This window comes from Mycolicibacterium rhodesiae (assembly GCF_002086695.1).
Taxonomy (GTDB): Bacteria; Actinomycetota; Actinomycetes; order Mycobacteriales; family Mycobacteriaceae; genus Mycobacterium; species Mycobacterium rhodesiae.
In genome coordinates this window covers 151,944-168,253 of the sequence record NZ_MVIH01000008.1, presented here as the reverse complement: position 1 = coordinate 168,253, position 16,310 = coordinate 151,944, and the positions used below count along the sequence as shown (strand labels likewise).

Annotated in this window: 18 protein-coding genes; 8 read left to right on the top strand and 10 right to left on the bottom strand. The window is 66.5% G+C overall.

Translation table 11 applies throughout. The annotated features are described in order from the left end of the window. Positions 1 to 15 precede the first annotated feature (15 nt). Complete coding sequence (gene ectA, locus BST42_RS18015) at positions 16 to 603, bottom strand: diaminobutyrate acetyltransferase (RefSeq protein WP_083120664.1); 588 nt, start codon at positions 601 to 603, stop codon at positions 16 to 18. Between the two features lie 426 nt (positions 604 to 1,029). Here ectA and BST42_RS18010 point away from each other — a divergent pair, with 426 nt between their 5' ends. Next, positions 1,030 to 1,452, top strand: coding sequence for an organic hydroperoxide resistance protein (locus tag BST42_RS18010; RefSeq protein WP_083120663.1), 423 nt, complete (start codon positions 1,030 to 1,032; stop codon positions 1,450 to 1,452). A gap of 15 nt (positions 1,453 to 1,467) precedes the next feature. Here BST42_RS18010 and BST42_RS18005 read toward each other — a convergent pair whose 3' ends face one another. Then, positions 1,468 to 2,250, bottom strand: coding sequence for a DUF427 domain-containing protein (locus tag BST42_RS18005; RefSeq protein ID WP_083120662.1), 783 nt, complete (start codon positions 2,248 to 2,250; stop codon positions 1,468 to 1,470). 98 nt (positions 2,251 to 2,348) lie between these two features. Here BST42_RS18005 and BST42_RS18000 point away from each other — a divergent pair, with 98 nt between their 5' ends. Both BST42_RS18000 and BST42_RS17995 read left to right on the top strand, forming a co-directional pair. Further along, on the top strand, positions 2,349 to 3,104 hold the full coding sequence (locus BST42_RS18000) for a dienelactone hydrolase family protein (RefSeq protein WP_083120661.1): 756 nt from the start codon (positions 2,349 to 2,351) through the stop codon (positions 3,102 to 3,104). Between the two features lie 12 nt (positions 3,105 to 3,116). Beyond that, positions 3,117 to 3,389 (top strand): DUF6295 family protein, encoded by a 273-nt coding sequence (locus tag BST42_RS17995; protein WP_036343599.1) that lies wholly within the window; start codon positions 3,117 to 3,119, stop codon positions 3,387 to 3,389. A 46-nt stretch (positions 3,390 to 3,435) separates the two neighbouring features. On the opposite strand, the gene BST42_RS17990 is transcribed toward BST42_RS17995, so the two are convergent. Continuing rightward, positions 3,436 to 5,301, bottom strand: a complete 1,866-nt coding sequence (locus BST42_RS17990; protein ID WP_083120762.1) for a glycoside hydrolase family 2 protein — start codon at positions 5,299 to 5,301, stop codon at positions 3,436 to 3,438. A gap of 460 nt (positions 5,302 to 5,761) precedes the next feature. On the opposite strand from BST42_RS17990, the gene BST42_RS17985 reads away from it, so the two are divergent. After that, positions 5,762 to 6,799 carry a CobW family GTP-binding protein gene (locus BST42_RS17985; RefSeq protein WP_237159487.1) on the top strand — a complete coding sequence of 346 codons (1,038 nt, stop codon included), beginning with the start codon at positions 5,762 to 5,764 and terminating at the stop codon, positions 6,797 to 6,799. Between the two features lie 4 nt (positions 6,800 to 6,803). On the opposite strand, the gene BST42_RS17980 is transcribed toward BST42_RS17985, so the two are convergent. Genes BST42_RS17980 through BST42_RS17970 form a run of 3 tightly spaced genes read right to left on the bottom strand, consistent with a single transcriptional unit; the run spans position 6,804 to position 9,905 of the window. Then, positions 6,804 to 8,555, bottom strand: coding sequence for an MOSC domain-containing protein (locus BST42_RS17980; RefSeq protein ID WP_083120660.1), 1,752 nt, complete (start codon positions 8,553 to 8,555; stop codon positions 6,804 to 6,806). 6 nt (positions 8,556 to 8,561) lie between these two features. Then, a complete protein-coding gene (locus tag BST42_RS17975) occupies positions 8,562 to 9,200 on the bottom strand; it encodes a pyridoxamine 5'-phosphate oxidase family protein (RefSeq protein WP_083120659.1) in 639 nt (212 codons plus the stop codon). 42 nt (positions 9,201 to 9,242) lie between these two features. Beyond that, positions 9,243 to 9,905 carry a cysteine hydrolase family protein gene (locus BST42_RS17970; RefSeq protein ID WP_083120658.1) on the bottom strand — a complete coding sequence of 221 codons (663 nt, stop codon included), beginning with the start codon at positions 9,903 to 9,905 and terminating at the stop codon, positions 9,243 to 9,245. A gap of 111 nt (positions 9,906 to 10,016) precedes the next feature. On the opposite strand from BST42_RS17970, the gene BST42_RS17965 reads away from it, so the two are divergent. Then, positions 10,017 to 10,511 (top strand): MarR family winged helix-turn-helix transcriptional regulator, encoded by a 495-nt coding sequence (locus tag BST42_RS17965; protein ID WP_237159486.1) that lies wholly within the window; start codon positions 10,017 to 10,019, stop codon positions 10,509 to 10,511. Here BST42_RS17965 and BST42_RS17960 read toward each other — a convergent pair. After that, a complete protein-coding gene (locus tag BST42_RS17960; protein ID WP_083120656.1) occupies positions 10,502 to 11,248 on the bottom strand; it encodes an SDR family oxidoreductase in 747 nt (248 codons plus the stop codon). The genes BST42_RS17965 and BST42_RS17960 overlap by 10 nt on opposite strands. 152 nt (positions 11,249 to 11,400) lie before the next feature. Here BST42_RS17960 and BST42_RS17955 point away from each other — a divergent pair, with 152 nt between their 5' ends. Genes BST42_RS17955 through BST42_RS17945 form a run of 3 tightly spaced genes read left to right on the top strand, consistent with a single transcriptional unit; the run spans position 11,401 to position 14,239 of the window. Continuing rightward, the gene (locus BST42_RS17955; protein WP_083120655.1) at positions 11,401 to 12,186 is read left to right on the top strand and encodes a prolipoprotein diacylglyceryl transferase; all 786 of its coding nucleotides are present in this window, start codon (positions 11,401 to 11,403) and stop codon (positions 12,184 to 12,186) included. Continuing rightward, entirely contained in the window at positions 12,183 to 12,671 is a 489-nt protein-coding gene (locus tag BST42_RS30125) for a hypothetical protein (protein WP_237159485.1), read from the top strand. Before BST42_RS17955 ends, BST42_RS30125 begins: the two co-directional genes overlap by 4 nt. Before the next feature lie 8 nt (positions 12,672 to 12,679). Then, positions 12,680 to 14,239 carry a radical SAM protein gene (locus BST42_RS17945; protein ID WP_083120759.1) on the top strand — a complete coding sequence of 520 codons (1,560 nt, stop codon included), beginning with the start codon at positions 12,680 to 12,682 and terminating at the stop codon, positions 14,237 to 14,239. On the opposite strand, the gene sodC is transcribed toward BST42_RS17945, so the two are convergent. The 3 genes from sodC to BST42_RS17930 are packed head-to-tail and all read right to left on the bottom strand — an operon-like array spanning position 14,217 to position 16,219. Then, on the bottom strand, positions 14,217 to 15,059 hold the full coding sequence (gene sodC, locus BST42_RS17940) for a superoxide dismutase[Cu-Zn] (protein WP_083120654.1): 843 nt from the start codon (positions 15,057 to 15,059) through the stop codon (positions 14,217 to 14,219). The genes BST42_RS17945 and sodC overlap by 23 nt on opposite strands. A gap of 45 nt (positions 15,060 to 15,104) precedes the next feature. Next, positions 15,105 to 15,476, bottom strand: coding sequence for a hypothetical protein (locus BST42_RS17935; RefSeq protein WP_110918656.1), 372 nt, complete (start codon positions 15,474 to 15,476; stop codon positions 15,105 to 15,107). Next, complete coding sequence (locus BST42_RS17930) at positions 15,473 to 16,219, bottom strand: hypothetical protein (RefSeq protein ID WP_237159484.1); 747 nt, start codon at positions 16,217 to 16,219, stop codon at positions 15,473 to 15,475. Before BST42_RS17930 ends, BST42_RS17935 begins: the two co-directional genes overlap by 4 nt. Between the last annotated feature and the right edge of the window lie 91 nt (positions 16,220 to 16,310).

The window sequence follows — 16,310 nt, the reverse complement described above, 5'->3', positions numbered from 1 at the left end:
TCCTTTCGGGTGGGTTCAGTCGGAAAGTGCTGCCGCGATAGGCCCGATACGCAAGATCGGTTCGTCTTCGTGGTCGCTCTCGGGGTCGAGAAGCTCGGCGCCGAAATATGGTCGCTCGGTCATCGGGACGCCGTGGCGGCGGGCGAAGCCACCGAACAAAGCGCGCGACGGCCCATTACCCGGGGCCACCGTGGCTTCGACGGTCAGAGGATGGCCGTGTCGGGCTCGGCGGACGCGATTCACGAGCTCGTCGAGCATCGCCGCGGCCAGGCCGGTGCCCCGCACGCGTTCGGTCACCGCGACCTGCCAGACGAACAGCACCTCCGGCCTCTCCGGGGGGTGATAGGCGGTGATCAGACCGCAAAGCTCGCCGTCCCGCTCCGCCACAATCGAGGATTTGGCAAAATCGGTGGCCAGCAGCAGATATGCGTATGTCGAATTCACGTCGAGCACCCCTGTCGCGTCGACCAGCTGCCGCATCGCGACGGCGTCGGTTGAAGAGGGGCACCGTAGGTGGCGTTCCCAGGACACGTGTTGCCTGGTCACGCCGCCTGGAACAGTTGTCCACGGACTCTGCAGCCCATGGGTGTTGGAAGCATTCATCTCGGGTTGAAATCTCACCACCGAACAAGTCATCGTCGTCGTCAGTTCAAGTCTTCGGCGAGCTGACCGTAGGCCCGCAAAGCGTTGTGATCAAGCTGTGAGACCGCACGGCGAACGTGGCGTGACGATTGCGGCGTCTGCGGCTACCTGCGCGGATAGGGCGCATCGAGATCACCGTCACCCCTGACCGGCGTTACCAAATCGTTACCAAGCACTCACGCGCCATGATTGCGCTCCGGCAACCATTGCCGGTGGTAAATCTTCGCCCGACCACCTCGCGCCTGCCTGCCGTCAAGCGACATGCTGGCCCATTTGGCTGTGCGCAATGTGATTGCGCACTAAGCTCAGGCCGTTCCGACGCCTGCTCGGGGATCGCAGTGCAACGACTGGGCGACAGCATGCTCCACCAACTGGAATGGAACTCCGATGAAGGTTCTCTACACCGCTGAAGCACTGGCCACCGGTGATGGCCGCGACGGGCACGGCCGAACCTCCGACGGCAAGGTAGATGTCGATCTGAGCATCCAGAAGGAACTCGGCGGCACGGGTACCGGAACCAACCCCGAGCAGCTGTTCGCCGTGGGGTACGCCGCGTGTTACCACTCCGCACTGCGGCTCGTGGGCCGTCAGGAGAAGGCCGATGTCTCCGATTCGGTTGTGGGAGCCAAGGTTTCACTCGGAAGCAATGACGCCGGCGGCTTCGTCCTGGCGGTCGAGTTGGAGATCGTGCTGCCCAACGTCGACCATGAGACTGCGGTAGCTCTGGCCGAGAAAGCGCATCAGGTCTGCCCGTATTCGAACGCCACCCGCGGCAACATCGATGTGAAGCTGACCGTCACCGACGACTGAGGTCAGGCCGCGAAGCTAGGAAAAGTGCGTCTGCGCTCGGGGCAACTCGACGCCGTCGACGCTGATGTCGATCTTCTCGTTGTAGAAGGCGATCATGTTCGCGATCGGCGCGACCGCAGGCAGCGGGGTGTTGTAGGTCCAGGCCAGATCGGCATGAAGGGTGTCGCCGACGCGCACCGACCAGTAGCTCGAGGTGACGCCTTTGTACGGGCACAGCGTCTGGGTGTCCGACCGCTCGAGATGCTCGAACGCGACGTCGGTGCGGTCGATGTAATACCTTGTCGGCAAACCGGTTTCGAACAGCAGAACAGGACTGTGGGTGTCCGCCAGCACCGCGCCGTCGAGTTCGACCCTGACATGACGGTGGGAACGCAACGCATCGACGCGCGCGTAGGGGTTGCGGGGATGGCCATAGATCGGCTCGTCCTCTTCGAACCAGCTCAGCGCTGCCCAGTCGAATCGGACCAGCCCGGCGACCGGGCCCTCGCCCTCGTCGAACACTCGCGCCGCCGAGGGATGCGTCTGTGACCCCGAAGTGAGGGCAAATGTGCGCGACGGGCCGAACTGCACCCGTTGCGCATGGTCCTCGTCGTGCAGGAACTCCGACCGCACATCCGTGAGCGGGATGTAGTACTGCGGGTAGTACGGGACCTCCCACACGTACCGCGCCGCCGTGGTGTCGAACACCAACTCCGTGCCGAGGAAGCCGCGAACGCGGCGGGGAGACGGTTCTATCCGGCCGCGGGTCGCAGCCACCTGTGGATAATCGGTCGTCGGCCGCTCGGATGCGGTATTCACAATGGGACTCCCTTGCCGTGGATCACGTCACCTTCCATCATGACGAGTGGCTGGGCGGGTAAACCAGCGGCGGTGAGACTCAAGCAAGGAGCGGTGCGATGACACGAGCGGGCTCGGACGCGATCCGCGCGGAGACCATCACGATCAAGGGACACGGTGGCGACGAGATCGAGGCCTACTGGGCCGGGCCGTTGACCAGCGGGTCGCGGGGCGGTCTCGTGTGGATCCACCACATGCCCGGTTACGACCGGGAGACCAAGGAGTTCGTCCGTCGACTCGCCGTCACCGGCTACCACGTGGTGTGCCCCAACCTGTATTCGCGGGAAGCGCCCGATGCCGATCCCGACGATGCCGCAGCCGCCTCCCGCGCCGCCGGGGGTGTGCCCGACGAGCGCCTTGTCGGCGACGTCGCAGGAGCGGTCGCCCATCTCGGCGGACTTCCCGGCGCGAACGGGAAATTCGGCGTGATCGGACACTGCTCGGGTGGACGCCACGCGTTCCTCGCGGCATGTTCGTTGCCGTTCGATGCCGCGGTCAACTGTTACGGCGCATTCATCGTCGAGGAACCCCCTGAGGGAATGCCGAAGGCGATGAAGCCGATCCTGGACCTCGCGCCGAGCCTGAGCGCTCCGATGCTCGGACTGTTCGGCGCCGAGGACAGGTTCCCGACGCCCGCAGCTGTGGCGACCCTCGACGCCGAGTTGACCCGGCTCGGCAAGCCGCACGAGTTCCACAGTTATGACGGTGCCGGGCACTCGTTCTTCTCCGTCGATCGGCCCGCCTATCGCGTCGACGCCGCCGTCGACGGCTGGCGGCGTATCGACGCGTTCTTCGCCACCCACCTGAAAGGCTAGGTCTCCCAGCTCATGTGCACATATCTCACCGAACGCGTCGTCATCGAGGGCAGTGGTAAGGGCGCGACGGGATGGTTCGGCGCCGACCGGGCCACCGTCTACGTCGACCACCCGGTGCACGCGCCGTACACCCACACGGTGAACATCGACGTGCTCAATCCGGCGTTGGGACCCGCCGCCCGGGTGGCACTGGAGCTGACCGAAGAAAGCGCGTTGGCGCTGGCCGACGCCATCCACCGGGCCATCGGACATGCCCCTGCCGGCCTCGCGTCACGCGACCAGTAGGGCACGGATCAGCCGCCGGCTCGGACGTTCGACATGGCAATCGCGCTCACCGGCGAACGTCTGGCGGCACCATCCCCGGCGTTCCGGCGGCGATGACCGCGCGATTACGTTCGGCCACAATGGGAATCGGCATCTTGACCTGCTGGCGGTCGTAGCTCAAGAAGCCGTTGACCTCATTCTCGACATCGGTGGTCTGGGTGTAGATCGCCCCGGACAGGCCTGTCCTTCGTACGATGTCTTCCAGCCTGCGACTGACTTGAACGTAGCGTTCGGTGAGTCGTGCCGGGCTGTCGGCCATTTCGTAGGCCTCCGGTCGGCCCGGCCAGCGGTTCTGGTCGAGCACCAGTCCCAAACCACCGTATTCGCCGTCGACGCGTACCCGATTGTCGACCGGGGCAGGGCCTTTCGAGTGCGCCTTCATCAGGTCGTCGTGGATCTGGGGTTCGCCGGGGCCGACATAGGTGTGGTCGTCGTAGATATCGCCGGCCAGGGTGTCGCCACGCGACTTACAGCAGTTCACCCCGCTGTTGGCGTCCACCATGCGAGTAGGGTCCGCGGCCTTTGTGAGGCCGGCGATCCTGGCGGTGTCGAATTCTCCCCAGCCCTCGTTGAACGGCACCCAGCCCACGATCGACGTCACGCTGCGCAGCTGGTCGATCATGGCCAGCAGTTCTTTTTCGAAATTGGCCTTCGCGGCGGGCGACGGCTCCGGAGCCGGACCCACCGGGATGTCCAGGGACACATCCAGCGACGGCATGTCTTGCCAGACCATCAGCCCCAGCTTGTCTGCCCAGTAGTACCAGCGCGCGGGCTCCACCTTGCCGTGCTTGCGCACGAAGTTCATGCCCAGTTCCTTGATCCGCACCAGATCCGACTTGAGCGCGTCGTCGGTGGGCGCGGTGTAGATGCCGTCGGGCCAGTAACCCTGATCCAGCGGGCCGTGCAGGAACGTGATCCTGTTGTTCAACGCGATTCGCGGCCGGCCCTGCGAGTCGGGCATCGTGCTGATCGTGCGCAGCCCGGCATAACTGGAGACCGCGTCGACAACCTTGCCCGACGGATCCACCAGCGCCACCTTCAGGTCGTACAGGTACGGATCGTCGGGTGTCCACAGGTGCGGCTCGGGCACCGGCAGGCGAATGGTGTCACCTGCACCGGCGGAGCCGACCGCCACCACTCGGCCGCCGTTGGGCTTGACGACGAACACCACGGCGCGCTGGCCCTTCGTTCCGGCGATGCGCGGGGTAACGGTCATACCGGTCAGATCGGTGCTGATGTCCACCTTGTTGATGTAGGTGGCGTGGACGGGCTCCATCCAGACCGTCTGCCAGATCCCGGACGCGCCGGTGTAGAACAGCCCCTTCGGGCGGTTGCGTTGCTTACCGATCGGGAAAGGGTTGGCGTCGTTGCGGTCCTGGACGCGGACGGTGATCACCTGGGGACCCGGCCATTGCAGCGCCCTGGTGATGTCGACGCTGAATTCGGTGTAGCCGCCTTCGTGTCGGGCCACCTCCTGGTTGTTCACCCAAACCGTCGCGATCTGATCGACCGCACCGAAGTGCAGCAGCACATGCCGCCCCACCCAGGCGCTCGGCACCTTGACCACCTTGCGGTACCACATCTCGTCGTCGTGACGCTGGATGCCGGACAGGGCCGACTCGACCGGGTACGGGACGAGGATCTGCTCCCCGTACGCGCTCGGCGCGGGAGGTGCGGGCAACACCGTGCCCGCTGACCGGCCCATGTAACCCCACACGCCATTGAGGTTCATCCAGGATGTGCGCGTCATCTGCGGACGGGGGTACTCGGGCAGCGCGTTCTCCGGCCCGACCAGTTTGGTCCACGGAGTGGGCAGCGGCGCAGCCTTGGGATGCCACATCACGACGGCGTTCGCAGGCGGGTTCCCGATCATGGTGAGGAGCAACAGAGTCAACGCGACCACGACGCCACGGCCGGCCCACACCCGTCCGCGGGTTGTCAGCGATTGGCGATCGGTGACGATTGTTCCCCCCGAGTTCGAGACGGCCACGACGCGTGCCCCCGCGCACGGCCGCATCTGTGCAGCAAACGACTCGATCCGGTCCCGACATGGCTCCCGCGGCACTGCGCGACAGTGTCGCGAAACGGACCGGAAGATGCGATTGCCTGAGGCACTTTAGCCTGCAGCCAGCGGGGTAGCCACTGTCTGAGAGGGCGTTTCGCCCAGCAATGTTCGAGGCGTCGAGCCCACCGGACCGCGTGCTGGGCATTGCCGGAACGAGGCGGTCACCGCCTTGGCATTCGCAGGCCACGATGTGAAGATTCATAGGTTCCAGCAAACGCGCCCCGATGCGACAAGCCGGCGCACGGCCGAGTATGGCACCATCTGGAACGTGGTGTCCCGGGCTGTCAGCGGCGCAACGATCCCGGTGATCGCCCTCACCGGCCATCTGGGCGCAGGTAAGACGACGCTGCTCAACCACGTGTTGCGCACCCCGCAGGCTCGGATCGGCGTGGTAATCAACGACTTCGGCGAGATCAACGTCGACGCCGGCTTGATCAGCGGGCAGATCGACGAGCCCGCCTCGATCGCCGGCGGCTGCATCTGTTGCCTTCCCGACGACGGCCAACTGGACACCGCGCTGGCCCGGCTCGCGGATCCGAAGCTGCGACTGGACGCCATCATCGTGGAAGCCAGCGGGCTGGCCGACCCGGCGGCACTGGCCCGCATCATCGGGTTCAGCGAGATCGGCGGAGTCCGCGACGGCGGTGTCGTCGATGTGGTGGACGCCGTACAGCACTTCGACACCGTCGACCGCGGCGGCGTGGCACCCGCCCGGTACGGCGCGGCGACGCTGGTGGTGGTCAACAAACTCGATCAGATCCCGGCAGAGGACCAGGATGCCGTGCTGGCCCGGGTCGAAGCCCGGGTGCGCGAACGCAATACACGTGCCCACGTCATCGGGGCGACGAACGGAAACATCGACCCGGCCTTGCTCTACGACGTCGCCGCGGCGACCGATGAGACCGGACAATTGTCGTTTCGCGACGCGCTGTTCGAAGAAACGGTCGGTGAGCACGACCACGTGCATGCCGAGTCGGTGACGGTGACCGCCACCGAGCCGATCGACCCGGCGCGGCTGCTGGAGTTGCTCGAGTTTCCGCCCGCAGGCGTGTACCGGATGAAGGGCCGGGTGGCGGTGCGACATCGCAGGGCCGTGCAGGGTTTCGTGGTCAACGTCGTCGGGCCTGCGGTGCACATTGCACGAAGCGCGATTCCGTCAGCAACGGACAACCACCTCGTGGCGATCGGAACCCACTTCGACACTGCAAAGGTGCGGACCCTGATGACCGATGCGCTGCGGCCCGCCGACGGGCCTGCGTCGGCTACCACCCAGCGGCGCTGGCAGCGCTACCTCGCCAAGTCCTGACGGCTCACAGGTCGACGACGACGTCCTCGACCGGTGCGGCGATGCACAGCAAGACGTTTCCTTCGGCCGGCGGTTCCAGCGGGTCGGGCTCGTAGCGGACCCGGCCGGCCAGAAGCGCTGTCTCGCAGGTGTGGCAGACGCCGGTGCGGCACGACCACTGGGTGGGCACGTCGCAGGCTTCGGCGAACTCGAGCAGGCTGGCGTCGGTGGGCCGCCACGGCGCGGAGAGCGCGCTGCGCGCGAATTGCACGTTAGGTCCGGGACCGGGCGGGCCCTCCGGCTGGTGTGGCGGGCGCGCGGGGGCCGCCGCAATGCCGGGCGTGATCGCGCTATGGGCGCCGAACCGCTCGGAGTGGATATCGCGGGCGTCGAAACCCAGTGTGAGAAGGGCCTCGCCGACCGCGTCCATGAACATCTGCGGGCCGCAGATGAACACCTGCGCCTGCGCCGGCAGGCCCAGGTCGCGCAGCGCCTGTGCGGTCAGCCTGCCCTGTTGGTCGAACTCGACACCCGCGTGGTCGGACGCACCAGGACTGCTGAAGAATATTCGAGACTTGCTGTGCGGCAGTCGATTCAGTAGCTCCCGGACCTCGGCGGCGAATGGCTGCTCGGCGCCGTCCCGAGCGCCGTGTAGCCACCAAACCGGGCGCTCGGAGTCACTGACCGCCAGCGAGTGCAACATCGACAACACCGGGGTCACCCCGACACCCGCCGATATCAGGATCACCGGCCGCGAGCTGTCGTCGAGGAAGAAACTCCCCCGCGGCGCGGCGACGTCGACGAGGTCGCCGACCTTCACATGCTCGTGGATATATGCGCTGACCGTGCCCATCGGTTCGCGCTTGACGCCGATGCGGTACTCGGGCATGCCCGGCTCGTTGGACAGCGAGTAGTTGCGCACGAGCGGGGGCCCGTCGGGGCCGAGCGCGACGCGCAGTACGACCGATTGGCCGGCAAGCCATTTCGGCAACGGCTCGCCGGCGGGGTCGGCGAGCGATACCGATCGGACATTCCGGCTCTCGTCGCGCACCGCCGTCACCTTCAGTGCGCGAAAGCCGGGCCACGCCGGCGGTGGTGGCGCCGCTCCGGTCAGCCCGGTGTTGCCCGCGGCGGAGCCTTGCGCCAGCAGGCTCTGCAACGAGGCCTTCCACCCGGCGCTCAATGCCGGGACCGCGAGAGCGCGCTCCAGGGCGTCACCGGGATGCCCGGGAAGGTAGAGCAGAGCGTCGATCTCGGCGACACTGACCTGCTGTGGACCGTCGGCGACCTTCACCACCTCTTGACCGGCCATGAGTTCGCCTTCGGCCAGCACCCGGCAGTAGAACCCCGGTCGGTGGTGCGATACCAGCAGGGCCGCCATTCGCGGTTCGCCCAGCCGCATTCCGACGCGATAACAGGTGACCCGGGGCTGGGTCACCTCCAGGACGACATCGCCGATCTGGTACCGATCGCCGATGCAGACCTCGTCGTCGGGCAGCCCGTCGACGGTCAGGTTCTCTCCGAAGGCACCCGGCCTCAAGTCGTCGCGGCCGAGTTCACTGGCCCAATACTCGTAGGAGGCAACCTGATACACCAGGACGGCGCGGTTCTCGCCGCCGTGACCGCCGAGATCACCCTGGCCGTCACCGTCGACGTTGAGCCGCCGCACCATCCGCGGACCAGCCACCGGGGCCTTCCAGGCGCCGGTGTACACGGTGCGCCCGTTCCACGCCACATCCTTGGGGAGCCCTACGTTGACCGAGACCAGTGTCGCCATTGGTGGTTACCCCTTCGTCTCGTCGAGTTGTGCACGCAGGCGGTCGTTTTCAGCCTGCAGCTCCGCCAGCTTGGCGCGCAGGGGTTCCAGAGCGGGTTCGAGCTCAGCCGCGCTGAAGCGGGGGGTGATGTGCTGCTGACAGTTCCAGTCGTATGCCTCGACATCGATGAGGACGGCCCGCTCGACCACCGAGTCATCGGTCTCATCGGTCAGGCCTTTCAGCAGCTCCGGGTCTTGGTCTGCGGTCACGATGCGCGCGTGCCCGAAGAGTTTCAACCGGCGCTGGTGGGCGTAGTCGAGGACGATGATCGCCACCCGGTCGTCACCGGTCATGTTGCCGGTACTGATGTACTGCAAGTTGCCGCGGAAGTCGGCCCAGCCGATGGTGTGGTCATCGATAACGTGGATGAATCCCGGCTTCCCGCCGCGGAATTGAACGTACGGCCACCCGGTCTCTGACACCGACGCCAGATAGAAGCCGTCCCGCTCGCTGAGGTAGTCCTTCTCGTCCTCGGTGAGCGAGTCGCGTCCCGGGGCGGCCGTACCGGCGATGACCTTGCGGGCGTAGAACGTGTCGCTGCCGTGGTCGTTCTGGACGGCGCGGACATCGTCGGTGAAGGCGATGGACGCGTAGTGCTTGCTCATGGACGTCTCCCTGTCAGCTCGGGGTCATCGCAGCGGAACGCATCAACTCGTCGGCGGAACTGCCATGGCTGCGACCACGTCATCGGTACTCAGCACAGCGTGCGCCAGGAACGCGTAATTGACCAGCGCCGCCTGATATCCGTCACCTCGGGTCGGATGTCGTGGGCCCGCGGTGGCGTCGCGAACCACCGCCACCTCGAACCCGTGCTCGAGCAGATCTCGTAGATGGGATTCCACGCAGATGTTGGCGAGCATGCCGCATAACACAACCTTGGTGATCCGGCGCTTGCGCAGTTGCAGAACGAGGTCGTTGGTCTGGGGTCCCCACACCTTGTGGGGGCTGGCGACGATCGTCTTACCGTCGTCGATGAACGGCTTGAACTCCTCGAGCCAATCAGCGCCGGATCCGTCGAAGCCGTCCATGGTCAGCGCACCGCGGCGGGCGAACGTTCCGGTGCGCAGTTCGTCGGCCTCCAGCGGTCCGTTGAAAAGCCAACCATGGTCGGTGGGATAGAAGTAGTGCGGTGAGATCACCACCGGGTAGCCCGCCGCCTTGGCTGCGGTGAAGATCTCGATGAGGTGTCCGACAGTGTTGTTCTCCGTCACCGACGCCCCCAAGACCTCCCAGTTCTTGCCGGTCGGGCTCAACACGTCGTTCTGCGGGTCGATCACGACGACGGCGGTATCGCTGGAGTCGATATCCATGCGGTGAGTGTGCCACCCCACACTGCACAGGTTGTGAAACGTTTCTGAACGCGGAGCGGGCAGCCTTAAGATGCGTGACACGTCACACTTTCCAGGTAGGGAGCACCACGCGTGGGCGCACGCCGTAAGAGCTATCCGCTCAATACTTCCCAGCAGCGGACCTGGCTGAACTACATGCGGGTGTACCACCGGCTCGAATATGAGATGAACCGGCAGTTGCTGGCCGACTGCGGACTGTCGCTCAGCGACTACACGGTGCTGAACGCGCTGTCGCAGGCGCCGGGCCGGCGGACCCAACTGACGGCGCTGGCGACCACGATCGGCTGGGAACGCAGCAGGCTGTCCCATCACCTCCAGCGAATGACCGGTCGGGGCCTGGTCGAGCGGGTGCGCTCGAAGGCCGACGGCCGCTCCACCGACGTACTGCTCAGCGACGCCGGTTGGGACGCATTGCGCTCTGCCGCGCCCCGGCATGCCGAGTGGGTTCGCACGCTGTTCTTCTCCGACCTCGACGACCGCCAGGATGAGCAGTTGGCCGACATCCTGGCGGTCGTCTACGACAGCATCCTGCGGGAGGGAACGTTGCCGCGTCCGGATCAGACCTGAACGGAACCGCCGTCGACGAAGATCTCCGATCCGGTCATGAAGCTGCTCGCATCGGAGGCCAGAAACGCCACCACGGTGGCGATTTCGCCGGGATCACCGATCCGGCCCATCGGCACCGTCGCGGCCTCGCCGTCGAGCAAGGCCTGGTGCTGGCCGCTGGGGGCCAGTCCCTTGAGCCCCGGGGTCTCGATCGGGCCCGGTACCAGGGTGTTGACCCGGATCTTGCGGCCGACCAGTTCGGCAGCCCAGGTCCGGCCCAGGGAGCGGATGGCGGCCTTCGAGGCGGCGTAGGCGCCGAACGCGGGAACGCCGCGGCTGGCTGCTGTCGATCCGGTCAGAATGATCGAGGCGCCCTCGTTGAGAAGGGGCAGCATCTTCTGCACGGTGAAGACGGCGCCGCCGACGTTGCGGGTGAAGGTGTCGGCCAGGTGTTCGGGTGTCTCGTCTTCCAGAGTCGCGAACTCGCCGCCGCCCGCGTTGGCGAAGATGATGTCCACGCCTGCGCCATGCTGCCGGATCACGTCGGCCAGACGGTCCAGGGCGCCAATATCGGTGACGTCGGCTGCGACACCAGTCGCCGCGTCGCCGATGGTGGCCGCCGCCGCGTCGGCGCGCTCCTGGGTTCGTCCGGTCAGGAAGACGTGCGCCCCTTCGGCCGCGAGGTGTTGCGCGGTCGCCAGACCGATGCCCGATGTGCCGCCGGTGACCAGGGCTGTCTTGCCGCTGAGTTGACCCATGATTGCTCCTCGATGTGTTGGACCTGTGGCCAGAAGAACTACGTGACATGTCACGTTATTCCATCGTCCCCATCGAGACGATGGTCTGAGCCGACCTGCCGGCCCAGGCAATCACACACCCCCGTCGCAGGATTGCCGATAGGTTTTGACACATGGTCCCCGAATGGCATGTCGGGCCGGTGGCGGTCCCCGTGCACAGTCTGTTCGTCGGGCTCGGCGTGGCGACGGCGATGGTCGTGTTCATGTTGGAGGCGCGTCGGCGGGGGGCCGTCAACGACCAGTCGCTCGTCGCGGTCGCCGGGGCGCTTGTCGGCGGCGCGATCGGAATGCGCCTGTCAGGCTGGGCACGCCACCTGGATTTCGCCGCCAACCCCGCGCTGACGCGGGCCTGGGAGTACGGCTCCAAGAGCATTCTCGGCGGCTTGCTCGGAGCGTACGTCGGGGTGCTGATCGCCAAACGCCTCGGCGGCTACCGCGGGAAGACCGGCGATCTGTTCGCTCCGGCGGTGGCGCTCGGGATGGCCGTCGGCCGGATCGGGTGCCATCTCACCGAGGCGCCCGGTCGACCCACATCGCTGCCCTGGGGTGTGCACGCCGCCGCCACCACACCCGAATGTCCCGGCTGCCTGACCGGCCAGGCGATGCACCCGTCCTTCGTGTACGAGATCGTGTTCCAGCTGGCAGCTTTCGCGGCGCTGATGTGGCTGCGGCCCCGCATCACCAGGCCCGGCGAATTGTTCGTCATCTATGTCGCGGCCTATGCCGTGTTCCGCTTCTTCGTCGAGTTCACCCGCGCCAACCAGACAGTGTGGCTGGATTTGACTCGGCCGCAATGGTTTCTGCTGCCCTCGCTCGTCGTTGTCGGCGTTCGACTGTGGTACGGAATCCGCCGCGGTTACTATCGCTTCCCAACGCAGCGGCAGGAGATATCCGCATGACGACTCCCCCACCGGGCGACGACGAGAAGGGCGACGGCGTCCCACCGCCACCACCCGAGCAGCCGCTGCCGCCCGCCTATCTGCCGCAGCCGCCGTGGTATCCGCCGCCCGCGGGATACCCGCCACCTCCGGGCTATCGGCCGCCTGGCCAGTACGACTACCCGCCGCCGGCGCCGCCGCCGTGGCAGCCCAACACCCCACGCATCTCGGTCGGGATGGCCGTCCTCGGGACGTTCTTGTACTTCGCACTGAACTTCGTCATCGGCTTCGCCGCGCTGAGCATGTCCGACGGGCGTGGGCACGGAACGCTGATCCTCGCTGCAGTGGTGTTGGCGCTCATCGCTTTCGGTGGGGGCGGTGTACTACTGGCCACGACGAAGGCGAACGGCAAGGGACTGGGTCTCGGCCTGATGATCGGCTGGGCGGTACTGTCCGTCATCTCCGTCGGATTCTGCACGGGTCTCAACCCCGAGCTGTACACGTGACGGCCGGGATGGGGTTGCGCGGCGACCGGTTGTTGCGTTACGTCACCGCCTTCTGCCCGTCCTGCCACGACGAGGCCCCCGAAAAGGCGCTGGCCGATGTCGCCCGCCTCAGCGGTCGGCTCGTCGAGCGCGACGAGCGGGTATGGCTCGAGCGCGGTTGCCGGACACACGGTTTGGTGAGCACCCTCTACGACGAGGATCCGGAGATCCTGCGCTATCTCGAGGAATGGACCGCGCCGACCAAGGCCCACACCCCCGATGTGGCAGGAAACTTCGATCCGATCCCGTCGGCGTATCTGCGCGGGTTGCCGGAGATGCAGACCCAGCACACCTGCATCCTTCTCGAAGACATCGCCGAAACCTGCAATCTGCGCTGTCCCACCTGTTTCACGGGTTCCTCGCCGGACCTGCGCAACGTGGTCGCGGTCGCCGACGTGCTTGCCAACGTGGACCAACGGCTGACCCGCGAGAACGGCCGCCTCGACGTGCTGATGCTCTCCGGCGGCGAGCCCACGCTGCACCCGGCTCTGCCCGAGCTGTTGGCCGAACTGACCTCTCGTCCGATCACCCGAATACTGATCAACAGCAACGGCGTTCGCATCGCCAACGACGACAGCCTGCTCGATCTGCTGACCGAGCATCGCGACCGAGTCGAGGTGTACCTGCAATACGACGGTCGCACCGAGGCCGCGCATCGCCATCACCGCGGCGGGGATCTGCGCGCAGTGAAGCACGCTGCATTGCAGCGGTTGTCGCAGCGCGAGATCTTCACGACGCTGGTGATGACGGCCGCGCTCGGGGTGAACGACACCGAGATCGGTGACATGGTCGCGCTGGCTCTGGCCACGCCCTACGTCGGTGGGATCAGCATCCAGCCGCAATTCGGCTCCGGCCGGTCCGGGCACATCGACCCGCTGGACCGGCTCACCCACACCGGGGTGCTCAAGCGGCTCGGCCCGCAGACCGACGGCGCGGTGACGTGGCGCGACCTCACCGCACTCCCCTGTTCGCACCCGCACTGCTGCTCGGTCGGATACCTGATTCGCGACGACGCCGGTGCATGGCGCTCGCTGGTGTCGTTGCTCGGCCACGACGGCCTCAAGGCCAGACTCGGGCTGGTGTCGAACCGGATCGCCGACAGCGAACTTCCTCAGCAGCTGCACCTGGCGGTCAAGGAATCACTGCTCGGGCTGCTCTCGGAGCAGTCGTCGCTGTCGCACCCCGACATCGGCGAAGTGTGGCGAACCATTTGCGAGAGTTGCGATCTCGGCATGAGCACGCTGCTCACCATGGCATCGTCGGCGCTGCCCGGACGGCGTCGCAAACTCCGCCGAATGCTGGGCGAACGGGTCGTCCGCATCACGATCAAGCCGTTCATGGATATGTCGACCATGATCGAGGAGCGCCTGGTTCAGTGCTGCGTGCACGTGGGCACCAGCGCCGGCCAGCACCAGTGCGCGCCGTTCTGCGCAGTACAGGCATGGCCGGCTCTCGCCCGCCAGCGCATGTCGATCGCAGCGGGTCAACAACTTCCGCTGCTCGCGGTCAACCCGCAGGCTGGGGACTGACCGGTGTCGTGGTGGTCGAGACGGTGGGCGACGTCGTCACCGTGGTGGTCGGACTCACCGTCGTGGTTGTCGCCGGCGTGGTCGACGTCGTCGTGGTCGGGCTGGTCTCCGCCGGCGGCACCTGCGTAGCCGTCGTCTCGGTGACGGTCGACGTACTCGTCGTGACGGAGGTGGTGGTGCCGGCAGTTGCCGGCGCCAGGACCGCACACGCCACCCGGGCACCGGCGTCACCGGTTGCCATCGTTTCGGCGTCGGGCCCCGGCACGCCGTCGTGGGTGTAGCGCTGCGGGATGTTGGCGAAGTTGTCCGGCCCCGCGTGAATGATGAGCGCGCTGCCCTGCGGGCCTTTGAGGTCGTCGAGGGTGAAGGCGTCGGTGGTGGCGACGAGTTTCCCGGAACCGTCCGTGCGTACGAACAGCGGTGTCAGGTCTCCGCTCGCAGGGTGCTCGGTGCGCCCGCCCACCTGCAGGTGTCCGCCTGCGGACAGGAAGTTGCCCGGCGCACCGCCGGACGGGGCAACCGAATCGGCCTCGCACTTGCCTATCGAGTGGATGTGCATGCCATGGCTTCCCGGCGACAGGGTGCTTCCGGCGACGGTCTCGACCGTCACGGTCGCGTATCCGTTCGCGAAGTCGATCGTCGCGTTGGCGACGGGCTTGCCGTCGGGCGACTTCAGTTCTGCTGTGATCGTCTGGGCACTGGAGCCCGACGTCGTCGTACCGGATGTCTGCGGACTGCCGTTCTGAGCGGAGTTGCAGCCCGCGAGGACGACGACGGGTGCCGCGATGAGCGCTGCGGCGGCGGTTGCACGGTTGACCATCGCGCTGGAGTACCCGGTATTACCCGTTTGTACCGCGTTTCGTAGCTACTGGGCAGCGGCGTGCGTTCGGCTTGCGTCTCGGTGGATCAACTCAACTATGTCACCGACGTCGATCGTGACGGCGCCGTCGGACGCGACGAAAGGTATCCGGAGCAGGCCGTGGAAGCTGTCCGTCTCGACGAATGTGTGCGCACGGGCGAACAGGGGCTGTACGTCGAAGACGCGTACCCGCAGCTTCTCCCGGCTGAGTCTGCCCAATTCCCGACCCGACTCGGGGTCGGTGATCACCGGCCCCGAATTGGAGTGCACCGCGAAGATCATGCCTGATCGCACCCCGGCGTCGCTCCCACGGTTGATGACGAGCGTGTAGTCGTCCTCGACGAGAGCCACCTGACCCGTGATCGCCGTTGCTGTCACGACGCCGCCAGTGAATTGCTTTCTGGCAGAGCAGAAGTCGACCCGGCACGGATGCGCGGCCGCAAGGCGTAGTCGTCCGCGCGAAGCGACAGGTCGACGTGGCTCGGTGGATCCTGCTCCGTTCCCAGCGTGAGCTCGACCGCCGTCTTCGCCTGGAACAACGCAATGACCGCTTGCTGGTGTTGCTCGGTGCCGAACGCGTTGAGAGCCAGTGCCAGCTTCTTGTCGACGTACTCGACCGAGCGCTGCAAATCGGACTGCGTCGGCTGGGCCGGCGTGACGCGCTCAGTGGCGTCGATGCCCAGTCCGCAGTACCAGCGGTGACCGAGCGCACCGAGGATTGCGGCGCAGACCGGGATGACCACGACGGTGCAGACCAAGCCCGCGGTGGAGTGCACTGTGATCGCGCCGACGATACCGACGAGCATCCCGATGCCCGCCGCACCGAACAGCTGCACGGCTGCCGGTACGGCTTCGATCGCCCGCCAGAGCTTCGTCAGGGCGAGCGCGGTGTTCCTGGCGACCGCTGCGACGAACCGGGCGATGCCGGTGACGGCTTTGAGCGCCGCGCGACCGACGTCGTCGAGCTGCTTGCGCGTGATCGGCGACTTCGGCATCGACCAGGTCCGCTGCTTGGGCGGCGGCGCAGGGGTCGGCTCGGCGGGCGGCTCGGCAGTCGAGGCCTCGGCGGATGCCTCCGGTTGCGGTGTCGGGCGCTCGACCGGCGGTTCCTGGTTAGTCACATTGGTATCAGCAGCCACATCCGTATCATCGCCCGACGTGATCGAAACGTGGCCCTGGCGCGCCGAGGCCCGGCTACCGAGTTTGGAACGC